The organism is Pedobacter sp. (assembly GCF_041645105.1).
GTDB lineage: Bacteria > Bacteroidota > Bacteroidia > Sphingobacteriales > Sphingobacteriaceae > Pedobacter.
The window spans coordinates 276,380-295,071 of record NZ_JBAZQQ010000003.1; the positions used below are offsets into that span (position 1 = coordinate 276,380).

The 18,692-nt window shown below is 37.6% G+C and carries 15 protein-coding genes; 7 read left to right on the plus strand and 8 right to left on the minus strand.

What is annotated here, in order from left to right; genetic code table 11:
* Positions 1-233: 233 nt before the first annotated feature.
* Both WC623_RS11195 and WC623_RS11200 read left to right on the plus strand, forming a co-directional pair.
* Entirely contained in the window at positions 234-1,382 is a 1,149-nt protein-coding gene (locus WC623_RS11195; protein WP_372850990.1) for a serine hydrolase domain-containing protein, read from the plus strand.
* Positions 1,383-1,455: 73 nt separating this feature from the next.
* A complete protein-coding gene (locus WC623_RS11200) occupies positions 1,456-3,240 on the plus strand; it encodes a glycoside hydrolase family 15 protein (protein WP_372850992.1) in 1,785 nt (594 codons plus the stop codon).
* A 4-nt stretch (positions 3,241-3,244) separates the two neighbouring features.
* Here WC623_RS11200 and WC623_RS11205 read toward each other — a convergent pair whose 3' ends face one another.
* On the minus strand, positions 3,245-5,425 hold the full coding sequence (locus WC623_RS11205) for a bifunctional alpha,alpha-trehalose-phosphate synthase (UDP-forming)/trehalose-phosphatase (RefSeq protein WP_372850994.1): 2,181 nt from the start codon (positions 5,423-5,425) through the stop codon (positions 3,245-3,247).
* 209 nt (positions 5,426-5,634) lie between these two features.
* On the opposite strand from WC623_RS11205, the gene WC623_RS11210 reads away from it, so the two are divergent.
* Together WC623_RS11210 and WC623_RS11215 are read left to right on the plus strand one after the other, a co-directional pair.
* Positions 5,635-6,387, plus strand: coding sequence for a hypothetical protein (locus WC623_RS11210; RefSeq protein WP_372850996.1), 753 nt, complete (start codon positions 5,635-5,637; stop codon positions 6,385-6,387).
* A 3-nt stretch (positions 6,388-6,390) separates the two neighbouring features.
* On the plus strand, positions 6,391-7,572 hold the full coding sequence (locus tag WC623_RS11215) for an MFS transporter (protein ID WP_372850998.1): 1,182 nt from the start codon (positions 6,391-6,393) through the stop codon (positions 7,570-7,572).
* A 48-nt stretch (positions 7,573-7,620) separates the two neighbouring features.
* On the opposite strand, the gene WC623_RS11220 is transcribed toward WC623_RS11215, so the two are convergent.
* Genes WC623_RS11220 through WC623_RS11230 form a run of 3 tightly spaced genes read right to left on the minus strand, consistent with a single transcriptional unit; the run spans position 7,621 to position 11,400 of the window.
* The gene (locus WC623_RS11220) at positions 7,621-8,979 is read right to left on the minus strand and encodes a Gfo/Idh/MocA family protein (protein ID WP_372851000.1); all 1,359 of its coding nucleotides are present in this window, start codon (positions 8,977-8,979) and stop codon (positions 7,621-7,623) included.
* A 13-nt stretch (positions 8,980-8,992) separates the two neighbouring features.
* Positions 8,993-10,354, minus strand: coding sequence for a DUF1080 domain-containing protein (locus WC623_RS11225; RefSeq protein WP_372851002.1), 1,362 nt, complete (start codon positions 10,352-10,354; stop codon positions 8,993-8,995).
* 23 nt (positions 10,355-10,377) lie between these two features.
* The gene (locus WC623_RS11230; protein WP_372851004.1) at positions 10,378-11,400 is read right to left on the minus strand and encodes a PmoA family protein; all 1,023 of its coding nucleotides are present in this window, start codon (positions 11,398-11,400) and stop codon (positions 10,378-10,380) included.
* 179 nt (positions 11,401-11,579) lie between these two features.
* On the opposite strand from WC623_RS11230, the gene WC623_RS11235 reads away from it, so the two are divergent.
* Genes WC623_RS11235 through xseB form a run of 3 tightly spaced genes read left to right on the plus strand, consistent with a single transcriptional unit; the run spans position 11,580 to position 14,152 of the window.
* A complete protein-coding gene (locus WC623_RS11235; protein WP_372851006.1) occupies positions 11,580-12,599 on the plus strand; it encodes an LD-carboxypeptidase in 1,020 nt (339 codons plus the stop codon).
* A complete protein-coding gene (xseA, locus tag WC623_RS11240; protein WP_372851008.1) occupies positions 12,574-13,968 on the plus strand; it encodes an exodeoxyribonuclease VII large subunit in 1,395 nt (464 codons plus the stop codon). The genes WC623_RS11235 and xseA overlap by 26 nt, the downstream gene beginning before the upstream one ends.
* A complete protein-coding gene (gene xseB, locus WC623_RS11245) occupies positions 13,949-14,152 on the plus strand; it encodes an exodeoxyribonuclease VII small subunit (RefSeq protein ID WP_372851010.1) in 204 nt (67 codons plus the stop codon). Before xseA ends, xseB begins: the two co-directional genes overlap by 20 nt.
* Before the next feature lie 3 nt (positions 14,153-14,155).
* Here the strand turns inward: xseB and WC623_RS11250 are convergent, their stop codons facing one another.
* The 4 genes from WC623_RS11250 to WC623_RS11265 are packed head-to-tail and all read right to left on the minus strand — an operon-like array spanning position 14,156 to position 18,690.
* Positions 14,156-15,160: an SPFH domain-containing protein gene (locus tag WC623_RS11250; RefSeq protein WP_372851012.1), complete on the minus strand. Its 1,005-nt coding sequence runs from the start codon at positions 15,158-15,160 to the stop codon at positions 14,156-14,158.
* A gap of 1 nt (position 15,161) precedes the next feature.
* The gene (locus WC623_RS11255) at positions 15,162-16,514 is read right to left on the minus strand and encodes a hypothetical protein (protein WP_372851014.1); all 1,353 of its coding nucleotides are present in this window, start codon (positions 16,512-16,514) and stop codon (positions 15,162-15,164) included.
* 60 nt (positions 16,515-16,574) lie between these two features.
* Positions 16,575-17,567, minus strand: a complete 993-nt coding sequence (locus tag WC623_RS11260) for an NAD-dependent epimerase/dehydratase family protein (protein WP_372851016.1) — start codon at positions 17,565-17,567, stop codon at positions 16,575-16,577.
* Between the two features lie 4 nt (positions 17,568-17,571).
* Positions 17,572-18,690, minus strand: a complete 1,119-nt coding sequence (locus WC623_RS11265) for a hypothetical protein (RefSeq protein ID WP_372851018.1) — start codon at positions 18,688-18,690, stop codon at positions 17,572-17,574.
* Positions 18,691-18,692: the final 2 nt, after the last annotated feature.

Consider the following 18,692-nt stretch of genomic DNA (forward strand, 5'->3'; position numbering starts at 1 on the left):
GATAAAACTTAATCCATTCTTTAAACTACAGAGTAATAATTGGCAAAATGTGGATTTGTGAATAAAATTGTTGTGAATTAAAATCAATTTTTTCCGTAAATTGTTATCAGTATTAAGAAGCCATATTTAAAACGACAAAAAAGTCCTGTGAGTGGGTGATCCGCGTAGGGCAGGCACAACATAGGAATGGGTGTATCCAAAATGGTTACACCCATTTATATAAAACCCCAGATATGATCAATTCTCTTAAGTGTCTTATTCCACTGTCGTTAATCATCCTTTTTTCAACTACTGCAAACGCACAATCAAACATTACAAATGCCGAAAATGAAATACAAAGTATTATGAAAGATCTGGATGCAGTTGGCCTATCCGTTGCTGTGGTTAAAAAAGGTAAGATCATTTATACACATTCCTTTGGTTTTAAAAACAAGGAAAGTAATACAGCACTGTCTGATACTGACATTTTCAGAATTGCATCTATATCTAAATCTTTTTCTGCAACCGCCGTTATGCAATTGGTAGAGGTTGGTAAATTGTCTTTAAATGATGATATATCTAAGCTTATTGGCTTTAAAATAAGGAATCCTAAATATCCGGAAACAGTCGTCACTTTAAAAATGCTGATGTCCCATAGCTCTAGTATAAATGATAGTCAGGGTTATTTTAACCTTGATAACATCAATCCTGAAAAGAATGTCAATTGGGAAAAATGCTATAATAATTATGAACCTGGCAAAGGTTACAGGTATTGTAACCTGAATTATAACTTGACAGGCGCAGTAATAGAGAAATATTCTGGAGAACGTTTTGACAACTACATTGTTCAACATATCCTAAAACCCTTGGATATCTATGGCGGTTATTGTATTGATTCTTTAGATGCTAAGCGTTTTGCAACACTGTATGAATATGATACGCTGAAAAAAACTTTAATAGCCTCACCCGCAGCATATGATTCCAGGGCTGATGATTTGAGAACTTATAAAATGGGTTATAGTACGCCAATATTCTCACCAACCGGGGGACTTAAGATTTCAGCCACAGATCTGGCCAAAGATATGATCATGCATATGAATTATGGCAAGGCAAACCGGGTCAGGATTATCTCTAAAAAGAGTGCAAAGCTGATGCAGACTCCAGTACTAGCCTCTAGTAAATATGGTCTGGCAATTACAACTGCAGATAATCTGATTCCAGGCATTAGTCTAAAAGGACACACAGGCTCTGCTTATGGCCTGTTTAGTGCTATGTTCTTTGACCCAAAAGAAAAGTTCGGAATAGTAGTGATTAACAATGGCTGCAACCCTAAATATAAAGACGGATTCCAAGATATACTACGCCTGTCTATTAACAGTTTATATAATAATTTTATCAAATAACATCAGTATTTATCTTTAAAATGAACAAAACCACAGCCTTCCTGTTGTTATAATAGATCAATTGCTATTATTTATGACAGAAAGACACACTTACCAGACTGGAATTATCGGAAATTGCGCATTCCTTGCTCATATCAACAAAAACACAAATGTAGATTGGCTGTGCTGGCCACGCTTCGACAGCAGTTTTGTTTTTGGTGGTTTACTGGACAAAAAACAAGGTGGTGAATTTTCTATTCTTCCAAAAGGTGAATATACTTCAAGACAATATTACCTCGAAAATACCAATGTATTATGCACTGAAATCAGTAATCCTGAAGGTAAGTACCGAATAGTGGATTATGCACCTCGATTTCATCAGTTTGAACGCTACTTTAAACCGCTAATGTTAATCAGAAAAATTGAACCGTTGGAAGGGGAGCCCAGGATTTGCGTAAGGTGTAAACCCGTTTATGATTATGGTACAATTGTTCAAACTGGACATCGTGGTAGCAACCATATCGAATTTCAGGGCGCGGATGATGATATGCAACTCAGTACCAACATTTCATTAAGCTATATTGAAGATGAAAAGTATTTTGCATTAAATGAAGCGAAATACCTGATTCTTACTTATGGACATGAGTTGGGAGCACCTATCATCAGTACTGCCGATAGATTTTTAACAGAAACCATCAAATATTGGCGCACTTGGATTAAACATACCACAATAGCAGGATTTTACCAGTCGCTGGTGATACGTTCTGCTTTAACGCTCAAAATACATCAGTATGAAGACACTGGAGCGATTATCGCAGCAAGTACAACTAGTTTACCAGAATCGCAGGGAAGTACGCGTAACTGGGACTATAGGTACTGCTGGATGCGGGATACTTATTATGTGATTACTGCTTTAAACCATATCGGACATTTTGAGGAAATGGAAAAGTACTTTGGGTACGTAACCGATATTTCGTTTAGAGACGATCAACGCTATCAGCCTTTATTTGGCATTGCAGGTGAAAGGGTGCTGACCGAACGTATCCTTGATAATATCGATGGTTATTTAGGTAACAAGCCTGTAAGAGTTGGAAACCAAGCTTTTGAGCATATCCAAAATGACATTTATGGTCAGGTATTGGTTTCTATGCTACCACTTTATACAGATTCACGTTTCATTTACTCGGAAAGAAAGGACTCTGAAAAGTGGTTGGATTATCTGCTCAAAAAAATTGAACGTACTATCGACGAGAAAGATGCAGGTATATGGGAATTTAGAAACATTGCCAATACACATTGCTATACCAATCTCTTCCAGTGGGCTGGTGCCAATGCAGCATTGAAAATGGCTAAAACAATAGGAAATAGTGTTTATGAAGAGAGGGCTCAGGTTTTAATTGACAAGGCGGCAAAACATATTGAAGATTGCTATGATCCTGTACGTAAAGTATACACCCATGCAATAGATAGTCCACACCTGGATGCCAGCACTTTGCAACTTATTCTGATGAATTACCTGGATCCAAATTCCCAAAAAGCCAAGGATCATTTAATTGCACTAGAGAATGAACTGAGGACAGAAAATGGATTGTTTTACAGGTATTTACACACAGATGATTTTGGAAAACCAAAGACCACATTTCTGATTTGTGCCTTTTGGTATATTGAAGCATTGGCTTGTGTAGGAAGAATTGATGATGCCATTAAAGAGTTTGAATCTATTATTAAATATGCCAACCATTTGTTACTCTTTAGTGAGGATGTGGATGAAGTAGATGGTAGTCAATGGGGCAACTTCCCTCAGGCCTACAGTCATGTAGGCCTGATGAATGCCGCCCATCGTATTGCTATTAAGCTAGACAGACCTGTATTTCTTTAATTAGCTATTGAATCAATCCTTTCAATAAATCTCTTACTTCATGATAATCTTTTAAATAATAACGGGCAGCTGAAATATTGCTGCCTACTTTTATTGTATAGGCTTCTGGAGATAATGTTTTAAAAATATCCTCATCGGTATGGTCGTCGCCTAAAGCAAGTATAAAGTCCGGATGATTATCATATAGCCAGTTCTGTACTGCTTTACCTTTATTGACTTCTATATTTTTAAACTCGATGACTTTATTACCGGGCATCATCTGCAATCCTTTATCGGCAATAAATACCCCTAGGTGATTGATAATTTCATTGGCCCTTAATTCCCCTAATCCTTCTTCAACCTTACGGTAATGCCAAACTAGCGAGTAACTTTTTTCTTCTATAAATGATCCTGGTGTACGATCGGTATAGGTATCCAATACTGTTCTTACCTCATGTTTCCATTTATCGGTAAGCAAAGGTAAGGGTTTCCAATCGCTTCCTTGATATTTCTGCCAGGCACCATGTTCTGCAATCATATCTAATTTCAAATGGCCAAACCAGTTTTGTAGGGTCTCGTACTTGCGGCCGCTCACTATGACAACCCGGTTCAGTGGATTCAGTGTCAGTTGTTCTAAAATAAAATAAAGTTCCTCATCTGGCGCTGCTTTGTCTATATCTGAATTGAAGCCTACCAAAGTGCCATCGTAGTCTAAAAATATATATCTTTCTTTTGCATTTGCATAATCCTCTGCAATTTTGGCCCTAACCGCTGCTACAGCGTGTTTGGTTAATAAAGAGGCTTGTAGTGTTTTTACTTCTGTCAATTTATCCATAAAATTTTTAACCCATCTGTATACATTAAATTTGCTGACTATCGCCCTCATACTCTTCATCCTCATAACTTGCTCATCCAAAGGCATATTTATAGCTTTAATTACAGCTTCCATTACATCACCCATATTATTTGGGTTCACAATCAGCGCATCATTCAATTCTTTTGAGGCTCCCGCCATCTCACTCAGAATTAAAACACCATCATCATTTGTTCTGGAGGCAACATATTCCTTACTCACCAGGTTCATTCCGTCACGCATAGGCGTAACCAGACAAATGTCGGCCGTACTGTAAATGGCCGAGAGGAACTCAACAGAAAAAGAACGATAAAAATAATGGATAGGAACCCAGTTTATGGTTCTGAAACGGGCATTTATATTCCCGACCAGTTGATCTATCTGGTCTTTTAATTCTTTGTATTTTGGTACAGTGTCCCTGGAAGGAACAACAATCATATATAGTGCTAACTTCCCGATGTACTCGGAATGCTGGTCTAAAAGCAATTCGAAAGACTGCAAGCGTTCTAATATACCCTTACTATAATCAAGCCTGTCGATAGTAAGTATCGTTTTTAAATCCTTTAAACTATTTTTAAAGGAACTAACATACTTCGTAACTTTATCTGTTTGGGTTAATGATTCGAAACTTTCTGAATCAATGCCCATAGGAAAAGCTTCTACAACAATCTGCCTGTTTTTATAATTTAGTACATTATCAGATAAATTACTGGATGACAATCGCGATGCAGCACTTAAAAAATAACTAACATCATTAAACGTGTGGAACCCCAGAAGATCGGCACCTAACATTCCGGCAATTAATTCTTCCCGCCAAGGAATTAACCTGAAAATTTCAAATGATGGAAAGGGTATATGCTGAAAAAAACCAATAGTTAATTGTGGCTCTTCTGTACGAATCAGGCAAGGCAGCAACAGCAATTGATAATCATGTATCCAAATCGTATCCCCCTTATTTAAGTTACTCAATGCTACATCTCTGAATTTCTCATTTACAGATTTGTAATATTCCCAATATTGCTCATCAAATTTAGCATAGGTAACCAGGTAATGAAACACGGGCCACAATATTTCATTAGAAAACCCTTCATAATAGAAGTTAATTTCATTGGCCGTTAGAAATACAGGTATCAGATTGTAAGCTGCTAATTTTGAGGTGACCTCAGCCTGTCTTTCTTTTGGAACTTCAATTCCTGGCCAGCCAATCCATATGTTATTGCCTTTCTTATAGACAGCGCCCAGGCCGGTAGCTAAGCCACCCTCACTTGGACTAAGTTTGTATTCGCCATTTTCTTCTGTAATTTTTACTGGTAATCGATTTGAGATAATTATTGTTTTACTACTTGTATTCATATATTATTAAAACAACATACAGACACCTTATATGTTTGAATTATTTTAAATTAATAGTTAATTACCTCTTTCTAAGGGCAATTAGAAAGGTCTTATGCGACTCTGGAATTGAGTGTTGAAAATCTGCAGATTCACAAAAAAATAATACATTGCAAGAAAATCCAAATAAACTACGTTAATGTAGAAACAAAGCAAAGTATTACCTATCTATGATCAAGAAACTTACGCTACCTCTTTCCATAATCTCTGCTATTTTTATCAGTTCATGTTCTTCTGTGTACATGCCCAATGTGCCAAACACACCTATGCTTAGTCAGAAGGGTGAATTTAGCGGCGGCTTACATATTTCGCCCAGACTTAATACCAGTCTTAATGGCGCTTATGCAGTTTCAAATCACATTGGCGTTTTGTTCAGTGGTTCTTATATGAACCGAGAAAAGGAAAGTAGGGATTACCGACATAAGTTAATGGAAATTGGAGGAGGATGGTTTGATACATTCGGGCCAGACAATAACCGTATTTTTGAAGTGTATGTAGGGGTAGGTTCGGGCAGAACAGATCGCACTTTTAGGGAGTTTGATGACAATGATGTATTGATAAAAACTGATATCGAAGAAATTACCTACAGCAAAACCTTCTTACAGGTTAACTATAGCTCAAAGAAGAACAACAACTTACGTCTCTTTGGCCATGATTATGCTTTAAACTATGGTACGGCTTTGCGTATTAGCAATGTTGATATGAAAACTTTTATGCGTAACAATACCGGCCAAGTAAGAGAGGGTAATATTTTTCTGGAGCCCATTTTTTTCACCAGAATGCGTATCAGTGAGACTTTCCAGCTTCAGTATACAACCAGTGGTACTTTTGGCTTAAATAGCAGGAAGCACATGAATGCCGGGAACTCCATTTTTACTATTGGAGCGGTAATTAACCTAAATGGAAAACGGAAACAGGAGTAAAAAATGCGACATCCTTCCGATACATTCTATACATTACAGTTTGGCCTTGTTTGTTTAAGTTCATTTTTGTTCTCAGCCAGCTTTAACATGTTGATTCCTGAACTTCCGGCTTATTTAACAGCAATGGGAGGTGCGGAGTACAAAGGATTAATCATAGCCTTGTTTACACTTACTGCGGGTATTTCAAGACCGTTTAGTGGTAAATTAACAGATACTATAGGTAGGGTACCGGTTATGGCAGTAGGTTCACTGGTATGTTTTGTATGTGGGTTCCTTTATCCTATGCTGACCACCATTGCAGGTTTTTTGTTCCTGAGGTTAATCCACGGCTTTTCTACAGGCTTTAAGCCGACAGCCACCGCAGCTTATGTTGCAGATTTAGTACCACAAGGAAAATGGGGAGAAGCTATGGGGATTCACGGAATTTGTTTCAGTACTGGATTGGCTATAGGCCCTGCGATTGGGAGTTTGATCACTGATCATTATAGTATCAATATCTTATTTTACTGCTCTTCTTTATTTGCCTTATTATCAATCGCTATTTTGGCAAACATGAAGGAAACCTTACCTGGAAAGGAAAAGTTTAAAATAAAACACTTAAAAGTAAACAGGAAAGACATAATTGAATGGCGAGTTATTCCAGCGGTTACTATTATATTCATGACTTATATCGCTTATGGTGCCATTCTAACTGTAATTTCTGATTGGAGCGCACATTTGGGCACAAGCAATAAAGGGATGTTCTTTATGGTATTTACCTTGACTTCCTTACTCATTCGTTTTGTGGCTGGTAAAGCGTCCGACAAACATGGCAGGGTTTTAATCCTCAAAATATCCACTTCACTTTTAGCAGTTTCATTGATCTGGATAGGGATGGCTGATTCTTCACTTAGCTTAATGCTGGCATCTGCATTATATGGTATAGCAACAGGAATGCTTTCACCAACAACATCAGCATGGACTGCAGATTTAAGTGATCCGCTACAAAGAGGTAAGGCAATGGCTACTATGTATATTGCATTAGAAGCCGGTATTGGCTTAGGTGCATTGCTTGCAGGTTGGTTATTTATTGATGACCTGAAGATGATTCCTATAACATTTTATGTTTGTGCTGGAATCACGGTTCTTGCACTTGTTTATCTTCAGTTTATTTATAAACCCAAAACAACAGTTGATCGGTTATAAATTCATTAACATGATAAAGGGGGTTGTTTGCCCCTTTATCATGTATAACTAGTATTTAAAAACTTTACCGTCTACCATTACTTCCTGTTTCGCTTCATCAAAAACAGCTTTCTTTCCCGTTCTTACCGCAGCATTTGTCATAATGTTAGCGATAGAATGGTAATATCCAGCCTCTACTGGAGCATTAGTCTCCTTACGACTTCTGATGCATTCCATCCAGTTACGCATATGTGAAGAGGTAAGCTTATCACCTCCAGTATTAGCAGATGCAGCTACCTTTTCTACCAGGTCAGTTAATTTCAATTCTGGCAATAAGTTAGGTTTCATGCCCATAGCCGCAGCAGGCTTTTCTTTTAATCCACCAATTGGCGAAACCATATTGGTATTCAGGTTCAGCTCGCCGCCATTAGAGTAATAAATCTCCGCGGGACGTTCATCCCCATTGTGCATTCTGGATGTAAATACAACCTGAAAACCATTATTAGGGTCATTTGGCTTTCCATAATCAAATACCGCTGTAGTGGTATCCCAATTACGCCGGCCATCTTTCCATTGGTAAATACCTCCATTGGCAACCACACTTCTAGGGTGTTTTAAATCTGTAAACCAATGCACGGTATCAATCTGGTGCGACATCCATTGTCCCGGCATACCTGATGAGTAGGGCCAGAACAAACGGTATTCTAAATATTTACGTGGATCCCATTCTTCAAAAGGACGGTTCAAAAGGAAACGCTTCCAGTCGGTATCTTCCTGTTTTAATTTAGCTACCAGATCAGGTCTGCGCCAACGGCCAGGCTGGTTGACATTCCAACTCAATTCAACCATCGTAATATCACCAAATTTACCATCCTTAATAAATTGCGAAGCCGCTTTATAATTAGCTCCACTACGACGCTGAGAGCCGATTTGCACAATTTGTTTAGAGTTCTTTACTGCCTTTAATGCCATCCGGGCATCTTCCATAGTTTCAGCAAAAGGCTTTTCGCAATATACATCACATTTATTATTCACACCTTCAGCAGCATGAATAGCATGCTGAAAATCTGCTGTACTTACAATTACAGCATCAATATCCTTTAAATTGTACAACTCATCATTATTACGACAAGCCGTAATATCATGTCCGAATTTAGATTTCAAATGATCTACACCAAGTCCGCGGCGATAATTCCATAAATCGGATACCGCAACAATATCAAAATTCAACTCCTTATTATGGTGTAAAAAAGAGGGTAGAAGAGCGTCTTTAAAACGGTCGGAGAATCCAACCACACCAACACGTACACGGTCGTTAGCACCAATAATGTTCCCATAACTTTTAGCACTTAAACCCATCGTTCCCAAATACGTACCTGCTGCTGCAATAGCAGATTGTTTGATAAATTTTCTTCTTGAATCCAACATGATTACTTACGATTTAAAGTTCTTTAATTTTAATACTTCTAAAGGATACATTATCTCCATGATCCTGAAGCAGGATATGTCCTTTTGGCGCCATACCAAAGCCTTTCCAGTTTTTATATTTACTCTCTGCAACAAGCGCATTGAACTCTGCAGAGCCTCTTACAAACTCTACAACCTTATAGCCGTTCAGATAGTATTCTATTTTATTGTTCGGATAAACCATAATGACACCCTTATTCCATTCGCCGATTTTCCTTTTTGCATTTGGAACCTTTTTACTTGCAATCAGGTCATACAGGGATCCAAGTGTACGGTTTGCATTTTTACCCATTTTAGCATCAGGATGGTTCTCATCATCAAGAATCTGATATTCCATACCAATTGCTGATCCTTTATTTCCTTCTGATAAGGTTACAAAGTATTTAACACCGCTATTAGCACCCCTAGTAAGTTTAAAATCAAACTTTAAAGCGAAGGCGCCATATTGTTTTTCAGTTACAATATCACCTCCATTAGTGCTTTCTCCTCCATTAGATTTAACAACACTCAATTCTCCGTTATTAATTTCCCAACCTTTTTCTGGAAAGCCTTTTTTATAAGCACCGATCCAGCCTTTAGTTGTTTTTCCGTCCCATAAAAGGCTATATCCATTTATTTTCTCAGCAGGCGATAAATCGTTAGGAATCATATTCACTACATAGGTCTGATCCGGTTTTGATGGCTTTAAACCTTCTGTCTGGATTCTGATGTTCCTCCATTTGATTTGTTTTCCTGGCGCATCATTTTTACCGATGCTGTGTACTTGTAAAGCAATAAAACCGGAAGGAGTCATATCATCAACCAAATTAGCTGTAGGGACACCATTTACCCAGGTTCTGATTGAATTACCTATACATTCAATACGATACTTATTCCATTGTCCTTTTTTGAAAGCCAGCTGACCCTTTGGGTTGATATCCAAAGGATATAACCAACCTCGGCGACTTTCATCGTATATTCCACCACTATAAGCGCGGTCTGAAGGATCTACTTCCATTTGGTATCCATGTACTCTACCTTCTTTAAAATCTGGTTTACTCTCACTTCTAAACTGTATACCAGAATTCATGGCATTGTCTACAAACAATTCAACCTCAAAGATGAAATCACCATATTTTTTTTCTGTTGTCAGAAATGAATTGGGCGTATTGGAAACTGTAGTACCTACAATCTCTCCATTTACGACCTCATATTTTGCCTGTCCATTTAACTGTTTCCAGCCTTTTAAATCTTTGCCATTAAACAGGTTTTGCCATTTCCCGCTTTGCGCATGTAATGAACTTAATGATGTTCCAAGGATTAGCCCTGTTAAAATTAATAGTTTACTGCTCTTCATTTGTTGTTAGTTATTTTTATTTGTTAGAATATTTTTGCGGCTATTTTATCTAATAGCTCCGAACTCATCTCTTTGCCGGAACTGATAACGATGCGGTATTTGAATGTTACAGATTCTCCAGGCTTTAAAGTAAGATCCATATGTTCTTTGCCATTACTAAAAATGGCTTGGCCTAATGGGTTAGCAGCAAATAATCCGTAATCACGGGCATGCCAGTAAGTAGGATAACCTGGGTTTTTAGGATGATCTATAATGGCTATGGAAACCGACTCCCCATCTTTTTTGCCATATAGCAAACACCAGTTTGCCCTGGTTCCCCAGGCATCATTACCTTTTTTACCAGCACTGGTCAGGTAATTCCCATTGGCACCCTTTTTTGCAGATAAGACTTTGGTTACAATGCCATTGTTATCAGTATATGACACTTCTTTATCTGAAGGCAGTTCTAATTCATTAGTCACTCTGATGCCTAGCATACCGTCTTTTATATCTTTAAAATATACAGTGTCCTTTTGTGCAGTTAGGGTAGTGCTGCGATCAATTGTTCTGGTATGTACAGTTCCACTAAATACAAAAGAGGTTTGTTCTTTGAGTAAGGCTGTTTTGTCCTGTTTTTCCCAATTTGCAGTATAAACAAGTGTACCTGATTTATTACCATCTTTTACGTTTGTTACTTTCACATTCCTGATCCAGCCATAATTGGCTTTCTTAGCTGCAGGTATTTTATAAGAGTTATTCCAGAAGTCCAGGCCATTCACACTTTCATAATTGAACCATAATCCTACATGATGCGGATGATCTGTACGCTCATTTCCAGTTTTGTTCAAAGGAAATCCTCGTGTAAGCGTAATTCCGCTGGCAGTTTTTAAAGGATATAAGATTGGTTTTTCCAGGCTATCCGGATAAAGGAAGCTGGTAAAAGATTTACCAGCTATCAAAACATCAACTTTCTGTTGTTGATCACTTTTAAGGAAAGTTACTTTTTGTGTTTGTGCATTTAATTGCAAACTGAAAAAGCAGCAACCAATCATCAGGTATCTCTTCATTATATTTGGTTAAAATTAGCGCCTCTGTCAGATACTAGTTTTAGTTAAATATACCTTTCTTAAGATACAATCGATTCAAAAATTGAGCTTTACAACTAATTATTTACGAAAACGATTGAGTGAAATTCGACAATTCCGGGTAATAAATCTTATCATTGTTTGTCTCTAAAACTAATGCAATGAACCGTAAACACTTTCTTTCTGCACTTGCAATGGCAGGTATTACCGGGAATAGTTTTAAAAGCTGGGCAAATAGAACTGAACCTGGTAAAGACTCCAGAATACCTCCTTATTTAAAGCCTGGTGATACTATTGGGATTACCTGTCCGGCAGGATATATTACTCACGAACAGATTCAGCCCGCCATACAACTGATGGAAAGCTGGGGGTTTAAAATACAGATCGGGAATACAATTGGCAAAAGGGATTTTAGCAGGGGGGGGACTGATCCGGAACGTGCTGCCGATCTTCAACAGATGCTTGACAATCCAAAGATCCATGCTATTATGTGTGCCAGGGGAGGTTATGGAGCAATCCGTATTATAGATCTCTTAAATTTCGAACAATTCAAATCAAAGCCGAAATGGATTATTGGCTTTAGCGATATAACCGTAATCCACTGCCATTTAAGCAGACAATTGAATGTTGCTTCTATACATGCTAAAATGTGCAATAGCTTTCCAACAGATTGGTCTTTGGCAGATCCTGTACAGATTGAAACCATACTATCTATCCGACAGGTATTGACCGGATTACCTGTTAAATATACAGCAGCGCCTAATATCTTGAACAGGCTGGGAAGGGCAGAAGCATCATTAATAGGAGGTAACCTGAGTATTATTGAAACTTTGACAGGTACAATATCAGATATTGAGACAGATGGTAAGATTTTATTCGTAGAAGATACAGGTGAATATCTGTATAGCATAGACCGCATGTTCTGGAATTTAAAAAGGACTGGAAAGCTAGCTAATTTGAAAGGTTTGATTATTGGAGGATTTAAAGTCAAACCTGATGATCCGGGTGAAGAATTTGGGCGTACTGTATATGAACTGATTATAGAAAAAATAAAGGAATATGACTATCCGGTCTGTTTTGATTTCCCTGTAGGCCATCAAAAGAATAACTTTGCGCTTAAATGTGGTGCAAAGCACATCCTTAATGTCGACACAAATGGAAGCTCAATCGTATCAATCTAACCCTGCAGCCATCAGGCTCTCGGAACTGACTAATCAGATCCGGCAGGCTATTGATGGCTTGTTTGGCAACCGTACTTTCTGGGTAATTGCTGATGTAACCAGTCACACTTATAAAGAGCAAAGTAACTTTCATTATTTTGAACTGGTAGAAAAAGATAAGACCTCAGCAAAAATCCTGACTAAAATAGCCTCCAGGGCATGGGGTAATGCAGCAGTTAACATTTCTAATTTTGAGCGTGCTACCGGACAAAAGTTTAAAAATGATATTAATGTATTGGTACAGGTTTCGGTCCAATATAATCCGGCATTTGGCTTACAGTTAAATCTGATAGACATTGACACCAACTTTACTTTAGGATTGTTTGAACAACAACGCAAAGAAACGCTGGAAAGACTATTAAGGGAAAACCCTGATTTCATACGTAAAGCAGGTGAGCATTTCATTACCCGTAACAACAGTTTAGTACTAAATAGAGTGGTACAGCGTATAGCAATAATTTCTTCCGCTACTTCTGCAGGTTATCAGGATTTTAGACATACTCTCGAAAACAACTCTTTTGGTTACCATTTTGAAATAGACGATTACTTTACCATGGTGCAGGGTGAAGCGAATGCCAAAGCTTTTCTTTCTAAGCTTGTTGATGTTTTTCAATCTGACAAGCCCTATGATGCTTTATTTGTCATAAGAGGTGGTGGTGCCCAAACAGATTTCCTGATTTTTGATAATTATGAACTTAGCAGGGCAATTGCTAAATTTCCGATTCCGGTGATTACTGGGATTGGACACCAGAAAAATGAAACAATTGCCGATTTAATGGCACATACGGCAACTAAAACACCTACTAAGGCTGCCGAACTGATTATTGCACACAACAGGGCTTTTGAAGAATCTATGCTGAGTTTGCAAAAAATGGTGCTGATTAAAACATATCAGCTCATTAACTTTCATAAAGACAGGCTAACACATATTAATCAGGTTACTATAAGCACGACCAGAGATCTTTTACAAGATCAGCACCGGAATATTATGAATTTATCAAGAATGGTCCTCACCAATCCTAAAATCATCATTTCCAATAAGCAAAAAGACCTGAGTAATGTAATTGGCAACATAGCCTCTTATAACAGGATGTATTTTGCCAATAAAAGAGGATATATCGGGCACTTCCAATCGGTAGTCAGACTAATGAGTCCGCAGAACATACTGAATAAAGGTTTTGCTATTATAAAAGTAAATGGTCGTATTGCCAGCAATGCAAATGCAATTGAGGAAGGTACGGAGCTGAACGTGCGACTTGCTTCAGCAGAAATAAAAACAACAGTGACATCTAAATCAATAATAAATGGAAATGATGAATTTAACGTATGAAAAAGCTTATAAAGAGCTTACTGAAATAGCTCTTGAAATAGAAACTGAATCTGTATCGGTTGATGTTTTAGCAGAAAAAGTAAAACGGGCATCAGACCTGATTGAATTTTGCCAGACTAAGCTTCGTGCCACAGAAACTGAGGTAAACAAGATCATTAAGCAAATGGAAAATCCATCAAGCTAATAGCTACATTTTGCTTAGTATTTCTTTTTTCTTAGCATCAAATTCTTCTTGTGTTAAGATCTCTTCATCCAACAACAGTTTTAATTTTTGAAGCTGTACAACGGGATCAACTGCGCTGTTATAGGTACTAAGCTCTTCTTTCTTATCATTTAGCGTTTTGCCTATTTCCAATCCGAAACCGAGCTGTAATCCGGCACCAGCTAAGCCGCCTTCATTACGTGCCGCATCGCGTAATGCTCTCAATTTTTCTATTTCAGGATAACTTAATCCACCTTCAGCTGCCGCACGACTTTCTGCAGTAATATCTGCAATTTTACCAATCCGCTGCTGTGTCTCCTTATCAAAGGAGGTGCCCTGAATCCTAAAGTCTTTAAGCTCTAGTCCTAAATCAGTAAATTCTGTATTCAGTTTATCTTTAAGATCTGATGAAATATTATCAAGTGCAGCATCAATATCCAGGTAAGAATGTTTTGATTGCGCCAAATAGGAGACCAGTGTTTGGGGAAGTCGAGAAATGATCAGCGTCTTCATGTTATTTGTGGTATATTCATTTACAGAACCAACTATGTCCCTAAATAGAAACACAGGGTTTGATATCTGTATAGAATAGTTTCCGTATATACCTAATTCAACCGGAATCTTATATTGAGGATCGAGGTACTTTACAGGAGATGGAGTACCCCATGACTGGTTTACAATATCAGCTTTACGGTAAAAGTAAATGTGCAGCTTATGTTCACTTTCAAACAGCTGCATAAACTTCATTAGGCTGGTTATAAAAGGATGATTATCCGTTTGAAGGTGAAACAAGCCTTCTTCTGTAAATACAGATCTAATTACACCTTCATAAACCAGGATGCAACCTTGACCTGGTGATACAATTAATTTACTGGCATTTTTAATCTCATCTGTTGCTGCCGGAAATTTATACAAGAGTAATTCTGGCTGCTGATTTTTCCACTCAATAACAGTGCTGAGCTGCTTCTTAAAAAAGTCTCCTAACCCCATATTAATTTAATTTGTAAGTAGCTGTTATTTTACCTTTAGCATCTAAAATTTTAATCTCTTCATTATCTGAAACCGATGCAAAGCCACCTTTATAACTGATTATCCTTTTAGTTTCCGAATTCTTTGGTTCGTCATTTGTCCATTCTACTGCCCCTGTATTAATGTTTAATTTTTGAAGCTTATAAACACTATTAGGATTCGCATCTCCTTTAAACTTAATCAAAAGCGAGGTACCATCATCATAAATTACTTTTGGTTCAAAATATAGCCTTCCGGGAGTAAGATCTTTCCAATCCAGCATACGATCTCTCTCCATCGAATATTTACCAAAAAGTACCTTTCTATATGGGTCGCGATCAGTAAATATACCTGATCTGCCGTAATCTTTACTCCATCTTGGATAATCAACAATATCCTTTGGGCCTGCGCCATTATCCTTATATTTCAATTTAATTAACTGCAGCTTATCATCAGGATATTCTGAACTTTTTTCTGTAAAAACGTGAATTACTTTCTCCTTTGCATCAGGCAATAACGTATTGAAACCCGTTTTTGCCTTATAGTAATCCTTTTCGCTATATAACTTTTGTATCAACGGATAATAATATAATTTTTTACCATCGTTAGTTAACAGCACTAAGCCATCGCCACTATCGTCATAAACAAACTCCATGGTTGCCACACCAACCTGTAACTCTGCCTTTGCAGGAAAGAATTTCTTGCCTGCATCTATTAGCTTTAATTTATCTTTATCAACTAGATAAAAGCTACTCTTGTTAATAATTATATACAGATTTCCATCTGTAAATGTTTTCATATTTACATCAGTATAGGAGATATGCTCTCCAAGAATACGATGTTCTCCAATTGGTTCATTTTTTCCTGGGCTATAAAAAGAAATATAGATCCCATCTTTTTGTTCATCGGCTTTTGATCTATAGCGTCGCTCTTCTCCTACGATAACTACCAGAGCTTGATCAGCAGACTGAGTAAACAGCTGCGCCTGGTATCTGCTTGCAGAAAAACCTTTTTCCTCAGCACTCGCAATACTAACCGGGTTAGGATAAGACCTAGGAGCAAACACAGAGGTTAAAACATTCATCATAACCATCAAAATAAAAAAAACGCCTACGATGATCCCAATAATTTTGAATGCTTTTTTTGACCCATCAGTCGAACCAGAAAAGGAGTTATTATTGTGATTATAATTGTGGTTATAGTTGATTGTTACATCATCATCATCCAGAAAATATTCAGTTTGACAATTTGAACAATGATAAAAGTCAGGTTTAATCTCAATTTTGACTGTACTGCCACACTGCGGGCACTTTATTACCTTAATCTCTTTAGCCATTTAATACAGTAAATTGTTAGTCAAAGGGTACACACTCCGCAATTTTAAGCAAAAATAAAATTATAACCAATTATTCAGCTTATACCATTTGATAGTTTGCATCAAACCTTGTTCTAGATTATATGCCGGTGAATAATCCAGATCTGCAGTTGCATTGTTGATATTGCATATCCAATTTACAGCAGTCAACTCAGCCATTTTTTCTTTGTTTAAAGCTGGCGTATTCTTGCTGTTGGCATAAATAAAATCCATTACTGCTGCCATTAGACTAACCAAAAAGACAGGTATATGAAATTTAAATGTTTTTTTATTTAGCGCTTTTTTAGAGTAAATAGCCAGCGCATAACGGTCATATACCGCTCCGTCCGAAATATTATAAGCCTGATGTACATACGGAACAGTCAAGGCCTTTACAATCACCTTAACCAGGTCCTTCACATATACAAAACTCAACTGTTGCTTAAAACGTCCGATATGTGGTTCGAGCCCTTTGTTAATGCTATTGAATAATATAAACAAATCCTTTTCCCTTGGTCCGTAAACAGCTGTTGGACGTATAATCACCAAAGGTAATCCGGTTAATTCAGCCAGGTATTGCTCGGCCAGCATTTTGCTTGCACCATAATTGGTTACCGGATGGGGAGGGCTATTGTCCTGGATTTTTGCAGAAAGATCTTTTAACGGTCCTAAAGCGGCTAAACTACTTACAAAAACAAACTTCTCCAGGTTGATGTTGCTTTCCAATGCTGCAATGGCCAGATTTCTTGTATAATCAGCATTCACACGATTGTAATCAGCCTCAGTTTTAGCCTTGGTTGTTCCAGCCGCATGAATAATGTAATTATATTGCTGCTCTTCAAGAGAATGTTTCAATTGCTGAACATCGCCATAATTCAGATTAACGTAATTTATACTGAATTCAGAAAGCTGTGATACCTCACTTCCAGGTCTGACAGCCGCATATACTTCCAGATTAGCCTTTAGTGCTTCTTCAATTAAATGATACCCAACAAAACCACTTGCACCGGTAATTAATACCTTTTTCTTACTCATATGTTTATATCTCCCTCTCGTAGATCCTGTACTTCTTATAAGGATCGCCCTTTATAGCAATAATTGCATTGTTTACCAGATCATTGTGCTCCAATGTCCACGACGCTTCCGCATATTCCATACCTTTTGCACGGTACGCTTTGATGATCTTACCATAAATGCAGGCTTCAATACCCATTTTACGATATCCATCAACAACGCCCAACAATAGAATCCTGATTCCCTTAACTTTCTTCTTACCGAACAGCAATTTAAAAATGCCGGTAGGGAATAAGCGCCCCTTTTTAATTTTGATCTGAATTTGATTCATATCCGGGATAGCAGCACCAAAGCCAACAAGTTTACCGTCCTTTTCTGCAACAAGACAGAAATCGGCGTCAAGAACTAGTTTTAAGTCTTTAGCCTGGTAATCAAATTCCTCATCATTTAGAGGAACGAAACCCAGATTCTTATCCCATGCTTTATTGTAAACTTCGCGCAGGCTATCTGCTTCCTGTTTAAAGTTCTTCATGTTGATTTTACGGATGGTGATATCATTACGTTGTAAACGCTCCTCTAATCGGTCCATCAGTTTTACAGAACGATCATCGTAGTTCTCGCCAGTAAAACTCCATGCAATCAGGTCAACCTGCTTTCTCAGTCCCCAACCTTCAAGTAATCCTGGGTAATAACTCGCATTATAAGGCATCATCACCACTGGCGGCATATCAAACCCTTGAATCAGCAAACCACAAGATTCATTTGTTGAAAAGTTTGTAGGACCTATTACCTTACCTGTTACTCCCTTGTCTTTTAACCATTGACTTGCAGTATCAAACAAAAGATTCGCTGCACTTTGATCATTAATGCAATCAAAAAAACCAAAGAAACCATCATTGACTTTATTCATTTCATTGTGGCTATTATTTAAAATAGCTGCAATTCTGCCGATCACCTGCTTATCATCATAAAGCAAAAAACACTGCAATGAAGAGTGTTTATGAAAAGGATGTGTTGTTAAGAGATCTTTTTGAGCGATAAATAGTTCTGGAACATAGTTCGGATCAGATTTGTAAAGCTCATGCGGAAAGTCAATAAATGTTGCTAACTGTTTTTTGGAGCTAACGGCAACAATACTCTTCATTA